This window comes from Paenibacillus oralis, assembly GCF_003863965.1.
Lineage (GTDB): Bacteria > Bacillota > Bacilli > Paenibacillales > Paenibacillaceae > Fontibacillus > Fontibacillus oralis.
This window is the reverse complement of the sequence record NZ_RRCN01000001.1, coordinates 5358029-5375224: the sequence shown is the minus strand read 5'-3', so window position 1 is coordinate 5375224 and position 17196 is coordinate 5358029. Positions and strand designations below refer to the sequence as shown.

Here is a 17196-nt window from a genome sequence, read left to right as displayed (position 1 = left end):
TTCCTCCCGGTTATTCGTAGATATTCCGGTGGGTCAGCTTTTGCAGGCCTTCCCTGTCCTTGACCAAAATGCCCTTCCGGCTCCGTTCGATCAACCCGCGGGCGCCGAACTTTTGCAGCACCCGGTTCAGATGCCGGTAGCTGGTGCCGATCAGGTTGGCCGCATCCGTCAGGTCGGATGTGCTAAGCTCTCCCCTAAAATCCGCATCGGATTCGTCAAACGTTACGGACAGCAAATAGCTCGCGAGCCTGACCTCCACCGGATACAATAAATTAAAGCTCATTGAGCTCGACTTCATGTAAAACTTTTTGGTGATGATGTCCAGCAAGAAATGCAGCAGCGGGGAATGGTCGCCGCAGTATTTCCGCAGCCAGCGGTATTCCACCCCGATCATATGCACCGGCGACACCGCCTCGACCGTGTTGATGATGTCTCCGTTCCGGATATACTCCACATCCCCGATCACTTCAAGCGGCGTCTTGAAGGAAATGATAAGCGTGCGGCCTTCCTCCGACGTGTTGTATATTTTGATTTTGCCTTTCACCAAAACATACATCACCCCGGAAGGCTCCCCTTGGGCGCAAATCAACTCGCCCTGATCGAAAGCAAACAGCGTCAGGTGCGGGATAAGCGGTTCCGTAAATATGTTATCCAATTGATACGCCCGCATATAGGCTTTAAGCAGCCCGCGATCTTCGATTTCATTCAAGTTCCGATTCCCTCCAAGCCTCCGGCCGGCCTACAATTTAAGAATCGCGACGCCGGCGATCATAAGCGCGATGCCGACAAATTGCGGCAGCCGCATTTTTTTCTTTGGGATGCCAAACCATCCGGTGCTGTCAATCAAAAAGGTGATGCACAATTGCGCGATCAGGACGGCCGCGATCGAAAGCGTGACGCCGACGTGCTGAATCGCCGTGACATTGGAGAAAATAATAATAGCCGCGAGCGCTCCACCGCCGAGATACAACGGCTGCACACGCCCCAGCTGTTTCAGATTGCCGTCCCGGATAAACAGCCAGATGAGCAATGCCGCGGCAAAGCCGGTGAATTGGGTCAGCGCGGCCGCCGGCCAGGTGCCGATGCTCGAGCTGATCCGCGCGTTCGCCACCCCTTGGAGCGTAATAAAGGCTCCGGCCATAAACGCAAATAACAAGCCTTTCATGGTGTTCTCCCCTCTTCATAGTCTGTTCATATTAAAAGATAACACGGGACCATTTGGAAAGGACATATGTCCTGAAGTTTGGAACAACTAAAATTTGCCGAGGCTACGGCGCTGTAATAATATTTAAAAGCAAGCTGTTTCGCATTCATTCACTATTATAGGAGGCGCCTTCATTGCAGCTAACGCTCGAAACAAAAACACATTGGGACGAAACTTGGTGGGAACGGCTTGGTCCGATTTACCGGGAAGCCTTCCCGCACGGGGCCAAACCGGAGAAAGTGCTGCGGAGCATGTTAAACAAAGGGGTAGCCTGCATACACGCCGGGGCCCTGGACGGCGAAGCGGCCGCCATGGCGATTACCGGATTTAGCGGCCCGGCGGAAAATAAGCGGCTGATCCTGGATTATATGGCCATCCGCCGCGATTTGCGCGGAAAAGGGCTGGGAGCGGGCTTTTTCAAGCAAATCCGCGATTGGGCAGCTGGCGAAAGCCAGGTCAAGGCAATCATCATTGAAGCCGAGGCGGAAGATACGGAGGAAAACCGCAGCCGCCTAAAATTTTGGAAACGCTGCGGTTTTATAGCCACCTCTTATGTACACCAATATATTTGGGTGCCCGAGCCCTACCGCGCCCTCTACCTTCCGCTGTCCGCCGGCTTTGCCGTCACGGATGACGGGCAGTCCCTTTTCCGCGATATCACTTCGTTCCATCAAAAATCGTTCCGCGGACATTAAGCCGCTTCTATAAATAATACGGATTGAACCTAGGAAAAATAGTTCCGACTGCAGCTTTAATCCGCCTGATAGCTGTCATAGATCTTTTGCAGCAAACTCGATAGCTGTTCCTTTTCCGCCTCCGTCAAGCAGCTTGTAAACCGGCGGTTATGTTCCTCAAAAATCCGCCGCAGTGTCGGCTCGAAGTCTTTGGCCTTTTGGGTCGGATACAACCGGTAGGAGCGGCGGTCATGATCGTCGATCCGGCGGTAAACATAGCCCGCCTCCTCCAGCTGCTTTACGCAGCGGGCCGTGGTCGCTTTGTCGAACTTGGCTTCGCTTGTCAGTTGATCCTGATTGATCCCGGGGTTCGCCAAAATAGCCTTCAGGTAAGTGTGGTGCCCCCCGCCGCCGATGTCGTAAGGCTTCAGCAAGGCGGCCAGCTGCTTTTGGTTCATGCGCTGGATGTATGAGATCAACTTGCCGACGAAAAACTTCTCCATCCCTTTCACCTCTTTGCGAGCGGTCTGTTTTACGAAAATTTTACTAAAAATCTGTTGCAAGCGCAACTAAATCGGAGTAAACTGGAACCAGCAAAAAAAGTTGCGTGCGCAACAAATGCAATCTTTGGGTTTACCGAACAAGAGAGGTGTAAATTTTATGCAAACGGAAAGTAAAGGCGTTCCTGTATCCTATCAGGAGGATCCGCAAATCCAAAAACGGCGCTGGCTGATTCTGGTCGTGCTGAATCTGTTCACGTTTATGTCGACGCTCGACGGCAGCATTGTCAATATCGCGCTCCCGGTCATTTCGAAGCGCCTGGACCTGCAGGTCGCGGAGGCGGAATGGGTGGTGACCGCCTATTTATTGATGATCTGCGCGGCGATTCTTTTTTTCGGCAAGCTGGGGGACATCGTCGGAAAGATCAAAGTTTTCAAGTGGGGTATGATCATTTTTACTGTGGGCTCGCTGCTTTGCGGGTTCAGCTCAACGCTTACGATGCTGGTCGGGTCGCGGTTGATCCAGGCGCTGGGCGCATCGATGACGATGGCGAACAGCCAAGGCATTATCACCGATATTTTTCCGGCAAATGAACGGGGTCGGGCGTTAGGCTTGATCGGCACATTCGTATCCTTGGGCAGCATCGCCGGACCGAGTTTGGGCGGGGTCATCGTGTCGGCGCTCGGCTGGGAGTATATTTTCTGGGTCAACATTCCGGTAGGGCTCATCGCTATCGCGCTCGGCTGGAGAACGCTGCCTGCGGACCGCACCAAACTGCGGGTGAAAATCGACAAAGCCGGCAGCCTGCTGTTCCCTTTATTTATTCTCGCTTTATTCTCCGGCTTGCTGCTGGGACAGCAAATCGGCTACCGCGACCCGCGTATTATCGCGGCCCTGATCATTGCGGCCGTGGTGTTTATCGTTTTTCTCTGGATCGAAACGCGCAAGTCCGAACCGATGCTGCAGCTGTCGCTGTTTAAAAATCCGCTGTTCAGCCTAAGCATCCTGTGCGGATTTCTCGTTTTTGTCGCCAATTTTTGTTTTAATATCATCGCGCCATTTTATACACAGAGCATTTTGAACCTTTCCCCGTCGCAGGCCGGGCTGCTGATGATGCTGTTCCCGATCGTGATGGTGATTGTCGCTCCGCTCAGCGGCGCATTGTCGGACAAAATCGGTTCCGAGCTGCTCACCTTCGCTGGCCTGATTGTGATGGTCGTCGCCCAGGTTGGCCTGGCCGGTCTTCACGGCAGCAGCCCCATTTTCCTGGTCGGTGTATGGATCGCGATGCTCGGTCTTGGAAGCGGCTTGTTCCAATCGCCCAACAATTCGCTGGTGATGTCCAAGGTGCCGAAAACGCAGCTGGGGATCGCCGGCAGCATCAACTCGCTCGTACGCAACATCGGCATGGTGGTTGGGATTACGGTCGCCACCACGACCTTGTTTGGCGTCATGAGCAGCCTGGCTGGCCAGCGGGTTACCGGATTGGTGCCGGGTCGCCCCGACCTGTTCCTCTCCGGCATGCACATCGTCTTTATGACCTCGGCGACCATTTGCCTGGTAGCCGCGGTGCTGACGGGCTGGCGTTTATGGTCGGCCAAACGCGCCGTTCGCGGCGAACAGCTGCGTTCGCAGTAGGCCTTCGCTTACAACTTTCGATGATGATAAACGGCTTTCTACCGGTAACCAGCCGGAGGCGGCCGTTTTTTTTGCGGGTTAAGCGGCAAAAAAACTTGCGGGAATGATCCCTGCGCCTACCTGCTTGGCTTACCAAATTGAGTCAACTGAACCGCTACCTTTATCCAAACGGGTGTCGTTTAGCAACATAAAATAAGAGCAGAAAACGAAAGGAGATGATAGTCCTATGGCAAGAACATTATTGGATTACAATGCATCGGTAGTTTCGCCCGCAACCAATGTCGGTCCGGCGATCCCGATCCCTATTTCACCGGCCGGCGTCCAAATCGCCGCCGTCTCGGTGTTTATTGATCCGGCAAACCCCGCTTCATTTAACAACCGGGTTGAACTGAAAGCCACGATCGGTGTCGAGGCGTTAGCCGATACCCCGAATATTTTGGTGCGGATTTGGAGGGCGGGTACCGAAATATTTTACGGGCTCGTGGAATTGGAAGATCTCTTTAACGATTGGGGCCTGATCACCGTGAATATGGTAGAGCAAGCTCCTCTCGGCACGCAAAATTACCAGTTAATCGTGGAAAATCAAGACAACAATGCCGCGGCAAGAGTTGTAGGTCCGATCGTTTTTACAGCTACGGCCATCGGGTAATCGCTTCTCGTACCAACAAATAAAGAAGATCGCCCCATCCAGGCCAGGAAGGCGCAGAAAGCGGCGATCTTCTGTTTTGTGTTTACGTCCATTCAACCCGGTTCAAAAGCTGGTGTTTCAGCAGCGCCAAAATAAAGTCCAAGTAGAAATCCTTCCGGACCACGACCTTAAATTGTTGTTCCCTGCCCTCGTTCATATAGAACAAAACATCAGTATATACGTCGTTTTCCTCAAACCGTTTCTGCACGTCCCGCATTTTCTCCAGCATCGGCTCTTTCTGCAGAAAGGTGATCTCAAACTCCACATCGGCGTCGCCCGCCGTTTCACGGATCTCCAGGCGCTCGGGATCAAACCGGTATGTGAGCTCCATCTTACATCACTCCTAATATGGATTGACCTAAGAATAACGTCTCACTCACGGCAAGTCAACTTTTGGAAAAAGCATTCCGCACATAACTTCGATAGTCCTCCGGCGTGTCGATGTCGCTCGGCGCAGGACCGGGAAGATCGGCATAAACGATGCGCTCCTCGTATTTGCGCAATAGTTCTTTGGCGCCCGCGTCGCCGTTCAGCGCGGTCAGTTCGGCAAACAGCGGGGCGGCAAACAGCACCGGATGGGCCGGACGATCCTTATAGCGGGCCTGAACGATCAAAGTTCCTGTTTCCCGGAACGTATCGGCCACACGGCGGATTGCCCCGGGTTTCATCTCCGGCTGATCGCCGAGCAGCACCAGGATGGCCGCCGGCGAATGGCGCGCCCGCAGCTGCCGTACGCCTGCGGCCAGTGAAGCGCCGAGTCCGTGGGCCGCTGAGTCCGTTTCCAGCCATTCGACGGACTCTGCTGGAGCCGGCCGGACATGGTGCGCTTCCGTTGCCGTCATTACTCCGGCTCCCTTCTGCAGCTCCGGCCGGACTTCCAGGTGCTCCCGCTTTAACGGCCCGTTTTGGGCGGCGATCACCGCAACCCGGCAATTTCCCGACGACAACGCCTGATATACCGTTTGCTTAAGCACATTGCCCTGGGGCGCCGGAAGCAGCAGCTTGGGCCGCCCCATCCGCACCGACGCCCCGCCGGCAAGAATCAGCGCCCAAACGGCGTTTGCCGCGTCAGACATGGCAAGTGGTCTCCAAACGTCGGCAGAGCTCCCGCGGCGCAGAGCCCGCTTCGGCAACCTGCGCGGACGGAAATGTCGCCCGCAGTCCTTTGCGGTCGCGCAAAAACCCCCCGGGCTTGCCGTTTCGGCAGGCCAACATTTCCGCGAGGATACTCATGGCGATCTCCTGCGGCGTTTCCGCCCCGATATCCAGGCCGACGGGGGAATACAGCTTATCCAGCAGGGTGCTGTCTATGCCGCTGCGATACGCTTCGCCTTGCTCCGTCTCTTGCACCTTTCCCTGCTCTGTTCCCTGCTTCGTCTCTTGCTCCGTTCCCTGCTCCGTTCTCTGCTCCGTTCCCTGCTCCCCGGCTTCGCCAAGGCTTCCGTCTGCTTCATCCGCCTTATGCGGCTGTTTCCGCACGACTCCCATATGCTCCAATATTCTTTCCAGCCGGTATCTTGAGCCGACAAGCCCCAGATAAGCCACCTCCGGCTTAAGCATCTTCCGCACCGCTTCCCGGTCCAAGTCGAGATTGTGCGACATGACCACCACGAATTTGCCTTTAACGTCCACTTGGTCAAAGGCGAGCCTCGGAATGATCTGCAGTTCGTCCGCCTCCGGGAACCGGCTTTCGCTTGCCTTCTCCGTCGCATGATAGGCGACGGTGACACGCCACTGCAGCATCTTCGCCATGCTGCAGAGCACGCGGGCATCGTCTCCGGCGCCGACGATGACCAGCTCCGGGCGCGGTGCGATGCGTTCGACGAGCAGCTCCAGCCGGGAGCTGCCGCGTACGTCTCGCACCAGCCCGGCCGGCCGGCCGCCGTCAAGCCGGCCGGCGTACGACCCGCTGGGGCTAACCCAGCGCGTGCCCGGCGGAACGGCGACGGGATCGGAGGAGCCGATCACCGTCACCGCCTCATAGGGCTCCCGCGTTTCCGCCCGCCCCAGCTGGTCGGATAAAATCCGGTCCGCCGCCTCAGGAAGACGCACCGGATCAAACGGCTCCAGCCAAACGGTGATCGCCCCGTTGCAGCCGAGCCCAAGCCCCCAGACGTCGTCGCCTTTGACCCGGAAGTCGTAGAACAGCTTTAGCGGCTCGCCGGAACTTAGCACCTCCGCGGCGTGCCCGCGTAAATCCTCCTCGATGCAGCCGCCGCTGAGGATGCCCGTCACTTCCCCATCCTCGTGGATGAGGCAGCGCGCCCCTTCGCGGCGGTAGGCGGAGCCGTCCACCTCGATCAGCGCAGCCACGACGCAGGGCCGTCCTTCCGTCCGGCAAGCGAGCAGCGAGCGGGTTATCTCCTCCATGCTCAGGTCATCTCCATCCGTGTCAATTCGGCATCGCCGATAAACAGTACGCGGTCTTTGACTCAAATATGCCGGGATCTTGAATGGGATAACCTGGATTTTTTAAGATGATAGCGTATAAAATTTCCGGCGGACTAAAGGACAAGGCGCAGGCAAAGCGGGGAGACAGGAGAAGAGGGAATGGGAAGAAGTAGAGAAGGGGAAGTTTTCTCGTAGTAGAACCAAAGAGGGAATGGTTATGGGGTGGAAAGTTTACGGCCCGTCTTTAGAGTCAGGTTCTAACCCTAAGGCAAGTTCGATAAGAACCTGTCTCTAACAGCGGGTGGAACCCCAAACCCATCCCGCCCATTGCATCCAACGTATGGGTTTGCACGACAAAGAACCTCGCCAGCGGCGAGGTTTATATTAAGATATGCGTCGATAAACGTTTTCTTACGCCCGCTCTTTTTGTCTGAGCGTCACACCGATCGGCTGAACGACGATCCCCGCTTTCGTCAGCGAGCTGCGGATTATGCCGGCAAATTCCACGGCATGCGCGCCGTCGCCATGAATGCATATCGTATCGGCGCGGATCGGCACGTCCACGTTTTGCTGGGACATCACTTTGCTTTCCGCCACCATGCGAATCACCTGGTTGACCGATTTTTGCTCATCGGTGATCAAAGCATCAGGCTGTCTGCGGGGTGTCAGCGAACCGTCGGATTGGTAAGTACGGTCGGAGAACACCTCGCTTGCGGTGCGCAGCCCCGCTTTTTGCCCGGCTTTAATCAATGCGCTTCCGGCCAAGCCGAACAAAATCAGCTCGGGATCAACTTTGTACACCGCCTCGGCGATCGCTTCAGCCAGTCCGGCATCGCGGGCAGCCATGTTGTACAGGGAGCCGTGCGCTTTCACGTGCTGCAGCTTTACGCCTTCCGCGCGCACGAATCCCCACAGCGCGCCGATTTGATATACGACCATGTCGTAAGCTTCCTGAGGGGAAATATTCATCTCCCGGCGGCCGAAGCCGGCGAGATCCGGCAGTCCCGGATGCGCGCCGAGCGCCGCTCCGCTTTCCAAGGCCAGCTTTACGGTTTGGCGCATCGTCGACGGGTCCCCGGCGTGAAAACCGCAGGCGATGTTGACGGAGGTCACATGCTTCAGCACCTCGCTGTCACTGCCGATTTTATAAGCGCCAAAGCTTTCCCCCATGTCGCAATTCAAGTCCACCACGCTCATGATTCATTCGCCTCGCTTTCGATAGATTATTCAACGATTCGGTTTACTTCTGCTGCTGCAAATGACCAAGTCCCTGGCGCAAAGTAAGAACGGCCTGTTCACGTTCGACGAGCTGCCGCTGCGCCTCCCTTAAGCTGATCATCTGGAATCTCACTTTCCCGCCCAAATTCACCTGGGCGAGCAGCGGCAAATCCGCGGAAGCCACCTGGGCGATTTTCGGATATCCACCGGACGTCTGGCGGTCAGCCATCAGCACGATCGGGTTGCCATCAGGCGGCACCTGCACCGTTCCCATCGTAACGGCCGAGGAAATCATCTCCACGGTGTTCGCCAGCTTGAGCTTGGGTCCTTTGAAACGGTATCCCATCCGGTCGGACTGCGGCAACACCTCAAACGGTTCGCTTACGAATAACGTTTTGCTCTCATCCCGGAACAAATTGTATTGCTCTCCCGCGATAACCCGGACCTTCGGGTTCGGCTCGTAGGGAGGAATGAGGTCTGCGGAAACCGCCCAGCGGCTGACGGCACCCAAGTTATTTTCCGCCTCCCGCGCCAGCAGGCCCAGCATATGGAGGCTTCGCAAAGACATGTTCCCGGCCGGAAGCCGGTCGCCTTTGGCCAGCGCACGCCCGTGATATCCTCCGATGCCGGCCCGCAAATAGGTGGAGCGGCTGTTCATTTGCACCGGCACGTCCACCCCGCCGCTTACCGCCAAATAAGCTCTGCAGCCTTGCTTCATCGGCCCGAAGGTGAGTGTGGAGCCTTTGGGGGCCAGGACGGTCCGCCAACCCGGAAGCGATACTCCGTTTAGCTTGGGCGATAAATCCCCGCCGCAAATCGAGATCAACGCCGTCTGCTCGAACAGGATCTCCGGGCCCATCATCGTAATTTCGAGTCCGGCATCCCCTTCCTCGTTGCCGACGAGCAAATTCGCGATGCGCATCGCGAAGGCATCCATCGCTCCGCTGACGATGACGCCGTATTTTTGCGTGCCGTACCGGCCCAAATCCTGCACCGTCGTCAGCAGGCCGGGTTTATGGATCAAGAGGCTCACCGCTTATCCTCCTCCCAAGCGTCAAATTGCCCGCGGGATATCGGGTAAAAGCGGACCGTATCGCCCGCCTCCAGCAAGGTTGGCGGCACTTGCCTCGGCTTAAACAGCTCGACCGGCGTCCTGCCGATCAGCTGCCAGCCGCCCGGCGTATCGAGCGGATACACGCCGGTCTGATCCCCCGCGATACCGACCGTGCCCGCCGGAATCGACAGCCGCGGGGTTGGTCTGCGCGGCGTCGCTATTCGTTCCGGCATGCCTCCCAAATACGCAAACCCGGGAGCAAATCCGAGCATATAGACCAGGTAGTCAGCCGAGGTATGTATGTCGATGACTTCTTCGGGTGTGAGTTCGTGATGCTCCGCCACCGCAGCCAAATCCGGACCCAGCTCCCCGCCGTAGCAAACCGGAATTTCAACCACCTTCGACGGCGGGAGGCCGGTATTTGTCAACTTGCTCAGTACGTCGCGAAGGCGGGCGGCGGCGAGTTTAAACGGGTATACTTCTTCCTCCCGTCCAGCTTCTTTTTGATCCGTTAGCAGCTGCATGATGTCATAATATATGGTTACCGAAGTAAAGGCGGGTACAAATTCCACCATCCATCGGAACGGATTTTTTTCAAGATAATCGGCCAGTTGCCTGACTTTTTGGTGTACCGCCGGATGAATCGCTTCTCCAAGCTTGACGATCAGAGCGGTATCCCCAAGCGGAACGATTTCCGTTCCCTTTGCATGGCCGGCGCCGAGAGCCCCGTTGTTCATCATATTCCTCCTAAAAACATATAACCGAATTTCGAAATATCAAATCCGTTTTACGAAACTGCACCTTAGAAACCCCGGCGTAAAACATAAGGGCAAAAAAGGGCGTTATTCCGGCGCTCTCCCCTGTTCAAAGAGAAATAGAGGTAATTAATGTCCCTATTTTCTCGAATCGCTACCGAAATCCCCGCTTCTGGGCCGCCCTTAGGCAAATAAGGACAAAAAATGCCGCTAATGGGGATGAACTTGCCCGGCTCCGGATAATAAGCACAAAAAGTGCCGCTATTTTGAAGGACGACGGTTCGGCGAAACTACGGTTCGTCGAGACGACGGGTCATCGTTCCAGCCGACGGTTGGCCTTTCTACCCGACGGTTCCAGCAGCCGGCTGTCAATATTTTAGCGAAAAATACCGCTCAATAAAAGCAAACAGGCTGTCCAAGGATAATCCTCCCCGTCAGCCTGTCTCCATCCGAAGCACACCACTTGAGCCAATATATTCCCCAAGTATGTAGCCTTTCATCTTGTTTCGTTTAGTCCGCAAATTCGACATTATGATACACTTGCTGCACATCTTCCAAATCTTCCAGCGCATCGATCAGCTTCTCGAATTGCGCCTCGGCCTCCTGCGGAAGCGTTACATAGTTTTGCGGCAGCATCGTCAGCTCGGCCACCGTAAATTCGGTAATTCCCGCGTTTTTGAGCGCTTCCTGCACCGTGTGGAATTGATCCGGTTCAGCGTATACGATGACCGAATCATCCTCTTCTGCGATATCGCGCACCTCGACATCGGCTTCCATCAGGATTTCGAACACTTCATCAATCGTTTTTCCTTCCATCCCGATCACCGCGGTAGCGTCAAACATATAAGAAACCGAACCGCTGACGCCCATATTGCCGCCGTTTTTGTTAAATGCGGAACGCACCTCCGGCGCGGTACGGTTCACGTTGTTGGTCAGCGTATCGACAATGACCATCGAGCCGTTTGGCCCGAAGCCTTCATAGCGGAGCTCCTGATAGGTTTCCTCCGAGCTGCCTTTTGCTTTATCCAGAGCGCGGTCGATGATCGCTTTAGGCACATTGTAAGTTTTGGCCCGTTCCAGAACGACTTTCAAGGCGCGGTTCGATTCCGGATCCGGTTCGCCCTTCTTGGCGGCCACGTAAATTTCAACCCCGAACTTTGCGTAAATCCGGCTTGTGTTGGCGTCTTTCGAAGCTTTTTTCTCCTTAATATTGTTCCATTTGCGACCCATACTGTTCCCACTTTCTATGTTTAGTACCTATCTATTATAACCGATTTTTTTCAAGCTGTGGACTATTCTCTCAGGCCCTGCGCAAAAACAAAACAACCCTACCTTTTTACGCAGTAGGGCTGTTTAAGATGGGGCGCATTACCGCTTTCTTTTCCGCCGGGGAGCCGTGGAACAAACCGCCGCCTTGGGCGCCTCACTAACGGCATTGTATTTGACCAGATGCTCGTAAACGGGAACGCAATGACGCCGAGTCACTATGTTTATCGGATGGATGACTCGGACAAGCTGGGGATCGTAGATATCTTGGACGATGACCTGCGTCGGCGCAACAATCGTTACGGGCGGACAGCAATGGCAGCTCATTTGGATTCACCTCGCTATAGGTTATTGGCTTCCTTTACGGTATATGAGACTACCCCGTCGTATGACTGTTCTTTCGCCCTATTCACAATAAAAACAGCCTGCCCTCTGTAAAAGAACAAGCCGCTTCTACTGAATGCCGTTAGTGTCTTCCACTTACAGCATCTTTGTCGTCCACGATTCGCAGTTCCACGTTTCCGTCACGACGTCGCGGTAAAACTCCGGTTCGTGGGAAATCAGCAAAACGCTCCCCTTATACGCCTTAAGCGCGCGCTTTAATTCATCCTTCGCGTCCACATCCAGGTGATTCGTCGGTTCGTCGAGCACCAGCAAATTCGTCTCGCGGTTAATCAGCTTGCACAAGCGGACTTTGGCTTTTTCTCCCCCGCTCAGCACAGCGATTTTGCTCTCGATATGCTTTGTCGTCAAGCCGCATTTGGCCAACGCCGCACGCACCTCGAATTGCGTATACGACGGGAACTCGTTCCAAATTTCCTCGATGCAGGTGTTGTAGTTGGCATCCTTCATCTCCTGCTCAAAATAACCGATTTCCAGCAGATCGCCGAGCTGCACCGACCCGGATAACGCCGGAATCTGCCCGAGAATGCTGCGCAGCAGCGTCGTTTTCCCAATCCCGTTGGCCCCGACCAAGGCGATTTTTTGCCCGCGTTCCATGCGCAGGTTCAGCGGCTTCGACAGCGGCGAATCATAGCCGATCACAAGCTCCGTCGCTTCAAATATCAGCTTCCCGGACGTTCTTGCATCTTTGAAATTAAACTGCGGCTTCGGCTTTTCCCTGGCCAGCTCGATGATCTCCATCTTATCCAGCTTCTTTTGTCTGGACATCGCCATATTCCGGGTTGCCACGCTCGCCTTGTTGCGGGCAACGAAATCCTTCAGGTCGGCGATTTCCTGCTGCTGGCGCTTATAAGCGGATTCCAGCTGCTGCTTTTTCGCTTCGTACACCTGCTGGAAATGATCGTAGTCGCCGGCATAACGGGTCAGCTCTTGATTTTCCATATGATAGATCAAGTTAATGACACTGTTTAAAAACGGGATGTCGTGCGAAATCAAAATAAACGCATTTTCGTATTCCTGCAGGTAGCGCTTGAGCCATTCGATATGCTGCTCGTCCAAATAGTTCGTCGGTTCGTCCAGCAGCAGAATGTCCGGCTTCTCCAGCAGCAGCTTGGCCAGCAGCACCTTCGTCCGCTGTCCGCCGCTCAGGTCGTTAACATCCTTGTCCAGCCCGATATCGGTTAAACCGAGTCCTCTTGCGGTCTCTTCGACTTTGGCGTCGATCATGTAAAAGTCCTGATTCGTCAGCGTATCCTGGATCGTGCCGACCTCCTCCAGCAGCCGCTCAAGTTCCTCCGGCGACACCTCGCCCATTTTACCGTACATGTCGTTCATTTCCTGCTCCATATCGAACAGATACTGGAACGCGCCCCGCAAAACGTCCCGAATCGTCATCCCTTTGCTAAGCACCGCATGCTGATCCAAATACCCGACGCGCGTCCGGCGCGCCCATTCGATTTTGCCTTCATCCGGTTGCAGCTTGCCTGTGATGATATTCATAAACGTGGATTTGCCTTCACCGTTGGCCCCGATCAGGCCGATATGTTCGCCTTTCAGCAGCCGGAAGGATACGTCGTTAAAAATAGCCCGGTCGCCAAACCCGTGACTTAGCTTTTCTACATTCAATATGCTCATAAATTAATTAACACCTTTTCTGTAAGTTAATCTAAAACTCTTGCAAAAAGATACACTCGTCATATTATAAAGGTTAATAGGAGGACAACTCAATACGGCGGAAAAAATTATTACCCGCAAAAAAAGCACCTTCCCCGAACGGATCTTTAGGGACGGTGCTTTTGGCAGATCGTTTAATAACCTAAAATCTCGTCGATTTGGCCCAGCTCTTCGGGGGTGAACGACGTGTTTTGCAGCGCAAGAGCCGCGTCTTCGATCTGGCTGACCTTGCTCGCGCCGATGAGCGCCGAGGTCACTTTGCCGTCTCGCAGCACCCAGGAGAGCGCCATTTGCGACAGCTTTTGCCCTCTTGCGGCGGCCAAATCGTTAAGCCGCTTCACCTGGGCGATCCGCTCCTCGGTCAAATCCTCCGGACGCAGGAACACGCTTGGCCCGGCCGCCCGGGAATCCGGCGTGATGCCGCCCAAGTAGCGGTCGGTCAGGATGCCTTTTTCCAGCGGCGAAAAGACGATCGAACCGATCCCCTCTTCCTGCAAAACATCCTGCAGCCCTTCTTCGATCCAGCGGTTCATCATGGAATAATTAGGCTGATGAATCACGCATGGCGTGCCGAGCTCTTTAAGGATTTTCGCGGCCGCCCGCGTTTCCTTCGGCCGATAGTTGGACAGCCCGACATAAAGCGCTTTTCCTTGACGCACGACGAGGTCGAGCGCGGACATCGTTTCCTCCAGCGGGGTATCCGGATCAGGGCGATGATGGTAAAAAATATCGACATATTCGAGACCCATCCGCTTAAGGCTCTGATCGAGGCTGGAGACGAGATATTTTTTGGAGCCCCATTCCCCGTAAGGTCCCGGCCACATGTAGTAGCCCGCTTTGGTCGAGATGATCATTTCGTCACGGTAAGGGCGGAAGTCTTCCCTGAGCACTCTGCCGAACGTTTCCTCCGCCGATCCCGGCGGCGGTCCGTAATTGTTGGCCAGGTCAAAATGCGTAATGCCGAGGTCAAACGCCCGGCGCAGCATGGCCCGCCCGTTCTCCAGGACATTGATGCCGCCGAAATTATGCCATAATCCGAGGGAAATGGCGGGCAGCTTTAAACCGCTTCTGCCGGCGCGGTTATATGTCATTTTTTCGTATCGGGTGTTGTCTGCCTGATAGGTCATAGCTCGTACCTCCTTTAATGGTCATGAGAACAATATAATCGAAGGCGCGGCTTAACCCTATATCAACAAGGCTGTTTTATATGGCATAATGTCCGTTCCTGTTATAGATTGTCCCGGTAGGCCGATGGGGGGACGCCAATCGTCTTTTTGAACATTTTCGAAAACAGCAGCGCATCCTGATATCCAACCGAACGAGCCACTTCGCCGATCGCAAAGCGGCCCGTTTTCAGCAGCCCGCAGGCCCGCTCCATCCGGTACTGCAGCAAATACCGCTGTGGCGGATATCCCGTCGCCTGCTTGAAAATGGCCGACAAATATTTGCGGTCCAGCCCGACGATCGCCGCCAGCTGGCCGACCGAAATTTCCTCGCCGTAATGGCTGTGCAGAAAATCAAGACAACGGTGAACGTAAGCATCCTTCGCCTGAACTTGAACCGCTGCTCTGCCAGGTGCGGAAACCGGAGCCTGCTCTACCATAACCGAAAAAAATTCGTACAACAGGGCCCGCAAACGCAAATCGCGGGTGGCTGTATTTTCCTCCGCCTCGTTCAGGAGCTCGTACAGCTTCGGCATCAAACGGGTATCCATCGGAAACACCGGCTGCTCCGGGGTCGCACGGGTCCGCGCCAGGATCTCCCCCGCCTGATCGCCGCAAAAGGCAATCCAGGAATAAACCCAAGGCTGCGCGGCATCCGCCTGATAAAATACGACCCGCTCGGGATAAGCGATAAACGCCTGCCCCGCCGTCAGCGTCAGCGTCTCGCCGTCCTCCACGCGAACGATCCCTTTTCCCTCATGGACAAAATGAATTTTATACACGTCCCGCACGCCCGGGCCGAAGGAATGCAGAGGAGCGCAGGCTTCCTTGCCCCAATAGCATAAATACAGCTCCGGCGACGCGCGGAACGGACGATCCGGGTTGTAATGAAAAATCGCGGCCATCTCGGCACCCTCTTTGCACACTGGCAGTGGAATTGAATGCGCTGCATCCGCTGCCATTTTACCACAAGTTGATCCCATACAAAAAAGAGCGAGGCCTGCCAAGGTCATTGGTTTCCTTGGGATACCCGCTCTTTTTTACCCGTTTCGCCAAGCAGATCGCTAATGAACCGCTACAGGCTCCTGCACCTTCTGATAAAAAGCACCAAGCGTATTCATCGTTGTCATTGGAGCGGCCTCTAACGGATAAAAGCCTTTTTTCACCATCCATTGCCATACATCATAAGCGTGGTGCGAGCTCATGCAGAAGGCATGTTCCAGAAAGCTGCGGATTTCGGGATGGCTCATTTCCATGGCCGCCCAGGCGTATTCCCTGCCCGCCCGTTTCAAAGTCAGCAAATAAGCGGTAGCGATCTCCCGGTCGTTGAACTGCTCTATCGAGGTTCTTGGCATGACCGGTACGGGGGACGCGGACGCTTGGGTAAAAGATTGCAGAACAGGCTGCAAATCAGGAATCGGCAGTTTCTCGGCGGCCCCTTCCGCATTGCTTAAATACTCCGCCTTCATGTTGTAATCCTGAATATGGAGCGGAAGATGTTTTTGCAACATCGCCTTCAGTTCAGGGTCCTGCGCTTGATTGATAAAACACGCCATGTTCGTAATCGAGTTGACGCAGCTTAACGCGAGTTCATTCAAATCCTGCGCCTCGTGTGCGGCCAGTTCCATGAAACACGTACCTCCTTCGATTTTTGGTTAGTGAATTGAATAATCACTTATAGAATGCGCCCCATCGTTTTCTATTATTGCCGGAAGCCGTAGTAAAACTGTCCATTACATAGACAAATACCCATCAAAGCCCATTGTGCATATAGTGCATTAATACTAATATTGGAGTGTGAAATCGTGAACAACGAATGGAAACAAGAACATTTAGCCTGGCACGAAACACTGGAGCTGCATGAGCTTGTCGCCTCGCAAGCCGCCAATTTGGCGGTGTTCAAAAAGAAACTGCCGATGGTGATGGACCCGGCGTTAAAAGGGCTTTATGCCGAGGCGATCAAAGCTTTGGAGCACAATTTGCGCGAGCTGCTCAAATTTTATCCGATGGCTCCAGGTATGGCCCGCAACGTTTCGCCCGATATGACCGGCTTTGACGCGGCCAGCCTGCTTGGCTTCGCCAAAACCTCTGTACGCAATTACGCGGTCGCCATCACGGAGACGGCTACGCCTCAGCTAAGGGAAGTGTTCCAAAAACATCTGCTGGCTGCCATCGCCCTTCATGCCAAAATCTTTAACTTCATGTACCAACACGGCTACTATCCGGCGTACAATTTGGAAGAACTGCTGGCCCATGACGTGCAAATGGCCAACCAAGCGTTGAACATGTAATGTAATTAAGAAAAACCTCGCCGCTGGCGAGGTCCACAGGTGGATTATTTCTTTTGTTCCTTTTCTTCAGGTTCATCGTATTTATTGATATGCCCTGTAATGGCTTCGACCGCTTCATTCACATTCGTGGTGGCCGGCACAGCCTTAACCTCGTCTTCGGTCTTGTCGACAAAATTTTGATGATCCGCGCGTACGGCTTCAATTTTATTGCTCACCTAAAGGTCACTCCTTTCCCGGAAAGTTGTGGTTTGAAACTTACTATGCGATATTTTGCGCT

19 protein-coding genes are annotated in these 17196 nt (G+C 54.6%); 4 read left to right on the top strand and 15 right to left on the bottom strand.

Annotated features, from left to right (window positions below; genetic code table 11):
* Positions 1-10: 10 nt before the first annotated feature.
* Both EHV15_RS23995 and EHV15_RS23990 read right to left on the bottom strand, forming a co-directional pair.
* On the bottom strand, positions 11-709 hold the full coding sequence (locus EHV15_RS23995) for a Crp/Fnr family transcriptional regulator (protein WP_128633442.1): 699 nt from the start codon (positions 707-709) through the stop codon (positions 11-13).
* Between the two features lie 30 nt (positions 710-739).
* The gene (locus EHV15_RS23990) at positions 740-1165 is read right to left on the bottom strand and encodes a DMT family transporter (RefSeq protein ID WP_128633441.1); all 426 of its coding nucleotides are present in this window, start codon (positions 1163-1165) and stop codon (positions 740-742) included.
* 173 nt (positions 1166-1338) lie between these two features.
* Here EHV15_RS23990 and EHV15_RS23985 point away from each other — a divergent pair, with 173 nt between their 5' ends.
* Positions 1339-1899 carry a GNAT family N-acetyltransferase gene (locus EHV15_RS23985; protein WP_128633440.1) on the top strand — a complete coding sequence of 187 codons (561 nt, stop codon included), beginning with the start codon at positions 1339-1341 and terminating at the stop codon, positions 1897-1899.
* A gap of 56 nt (positions 1900-1955) precedes the next feature.
* Here EHV15_RS23985 and EHV15_RS23980 read toward each other — a convergent pair whose 3' ends face one another.
* A complete protein-coding gene (locus tag EHV15_RS23980) occupies positions 1956-2381 on the bottom strand; it encodes a MarR family winged helix-turn-helix transcriptional regulator (RefSeq protein ID WP_036622748.1) in 426 nt (141 codons plus the stop codon).
* 157 nt (positions 2382-2538) lie between these two features.
* On the opposite strand from EHV15_RS23980, the gene EHV15_RS23975 reads away from it, so the two are divergent.
* Both EHV15_RS23975 and EHV15_RS23970 read left to right on the top strand, forming a co-directional pair.
* Positions 2539-4017: an MFS transporter gene (locus EHV15_RS23975; RefSeq protein WP_128633439.1), complete on the top strand. Its 1479-nt coding sequence runs from the start codon at positions 2539-2541 to the stop codon at positions 4015-4017.
* A gap of 226 nt (positions 4018-4243) precedes the next feature.
* A complete protein-coding gene (locus tag EHV15_RS23970; protein ID WP_128633438.1) occupies positions 4244-4666 on the top strand; it encodes a hypothetical protein in 423 nt (140 codons plus the stop codon).
* 82 nt (positions 4667-4748) lie between these two features.
* Here EHV15_RS23970 and EHV15_RS23965 read toward each other — a convergent pair whose 3' ends face one another.
* The 11 genes from EHV15_RS23965 to EHV15_RS23910 form a co-directional block, all read right to left on the bottom strand.
* Positions 4749-5036: a hypothetical protein gene (locus EHV15_RS23965; RefSeq protein ID WP_128633437.1), complete on the bottom strand. Its 288-nt coding sequence runs from the start codon at positions 5034-5036 to the stop codon at positions 4749-4751.
* Between the two features lie 55 nt (positions 5037-5091).
* Positions 5092-5781 (bottom strand): nucleotidyltransferase family protein, encoded by a 690-nt coding sequence (locus EHV15_RS23960; protein ID WP_128633436.1) that lies wholly within the window; start codon positions 5779-5781, stop codon positions 5092-5094.
* Positions 5774-7075, bottom strand: coding sequence for an XdhC family protein (locus EHV15_RS23955; RefSeq protein WP_128633435.1), 1302 nt, complete (start codon positions 7073-7075; stop codon positions 5774-5776). The genes EHV15_RS23960 and EHV15_RS23955 overlap by 8 nt, the downstream gene beginning before the upstream one ends.
* Positions 7076-7507: 432 nt before the next feature.
* Positions 7508-8293, bottom strand: a complete 786-nt coding sequence (locus tag EHV15_RS23950; protein ID WP_128633434.1) for a LamB/YcsF family protein — start codon at positions 8291-8293, stop codon at positions 7508-7510.
* A 43-nt stretch (positions 8294-8336) separates the two neighbouring features.
* The gene (locus EHV15_RS23945) at positions 8337-9347 is read right to left on the bottom strand and encodes a 5-oxoprolinase subunit C family protein (protein ID WP_128633433.1); all 1011 of its coding nucleotides are present in this window, start codon (positions 9345-9347) and stop codon (positions 8337-8339) included.
* On the bottom strand, positions 9344-10105 hold the full coding sequence (pxpB, locus tag EHV15_RS23940; RefSeq protein ID WP_128633432.1) for a 5-oxoprolinase subunit PxpB: 762 nt from the start codon (positions 10103-10105) through the stop codon (positions 9344-9346). Before pxpB ends, EHV15_RS23945 begins: the two co-directional genes overlap by 4 nt.
* A 528-nt stretch (positions 10106-10633) precedes the next feature.
* The gene (locus EHV15_RS23935) at positions 10634-11353 is read right to left on the bottom strand and encodes a YebC/PmpR family DNA-binding transcriptional regulator (RefSeq protein ID WP_128633431.1); all 720 of its coding nucleotides are present in this window, start codon (positions 11351-11353) and stop codon (positions 10634-10636) included.
* A gap of 516 nt (positions 11354-11869) precedes the next feature.
* The gene (locus EHV15_RS23925; RefSeq protein WP_128633429.1) at positions 11870-13426 is read right to left on the bottom strand and encodes an ABC-F family ATP-binding cassette domain-containing protein; all 1557 of its coding nucleotides are present in this window, start codon (positions 13424-13426) and stop codon (positions 11870-11872) included.
* Positions 13427-13599: 173 nt separating this feature from the next.
* Positions 13600-14592, bottom strand: coding sequence for an L-glyceraldehyde 3-phosphate reductase (gene mgrA, locus EHV15_RS23920; RefSeq protein ID WP_128633428.1), 993 nt, complete (start codon positions 14590-14592; stop codon positions 13600-13602).
* A gap of 101 nt (positions 14593-14693) precedes the next feature.
* On the bottom strand, positions 14694-15533 hold the full coding sequence (locus tag EHV15_RS23915; protein WP_128633427.1) for an AraC family transcriptional regulator: 840 nt from the start codon (positions 15531-15533) through the stop codon (positions 14694-14696).
* Positions 15534-15692: 159 nt separating this feature from the next.
* Positions 15693-16256: a spore coat protein gene (locus EHV15_RS23910; protein WP_128633426.1), complete on the bottom strand. Its 564-nt coding sequence runs from the start codon at positions 16254-16256 to the stop codon at positions 15693-15695.
* Positions 16257-16433: 177 nt separating this feature from the next.
* On the opposite strand from EHV15_RS23910, the gene EHV15_RS23905 reads away from it, so the two are divergent.
* Positions 16434-16919 (top strand): spore coat protein, encoded by a 486-nt coding sequence (locus tag EHV15_RS23905; protein WP_246061752.1) that lies wholly within the window; start codon positions 16434-16436, stop codon positions 16917-16919.
* Between the two features lie 44 nt (positions 16920-16963).
* Here EHV15_RS23905 and EHV15_RS36640 read toward each other — a convergent pair whose 3' ends face one another.
* Positions 16964-17134 carry a hypothetical protein gene (locus EHV15_RS36640; protein ID WP_155619422.1) on the bottom strand — a complete coding sequence of 57 codons (171 nt, stop codon included), beginning with the start codon at positions 17132-17134 and terminating at the stop codon, positions 16964-16966.
* Positions 17135-17196 lie beyond the last annotated feature (62 nt).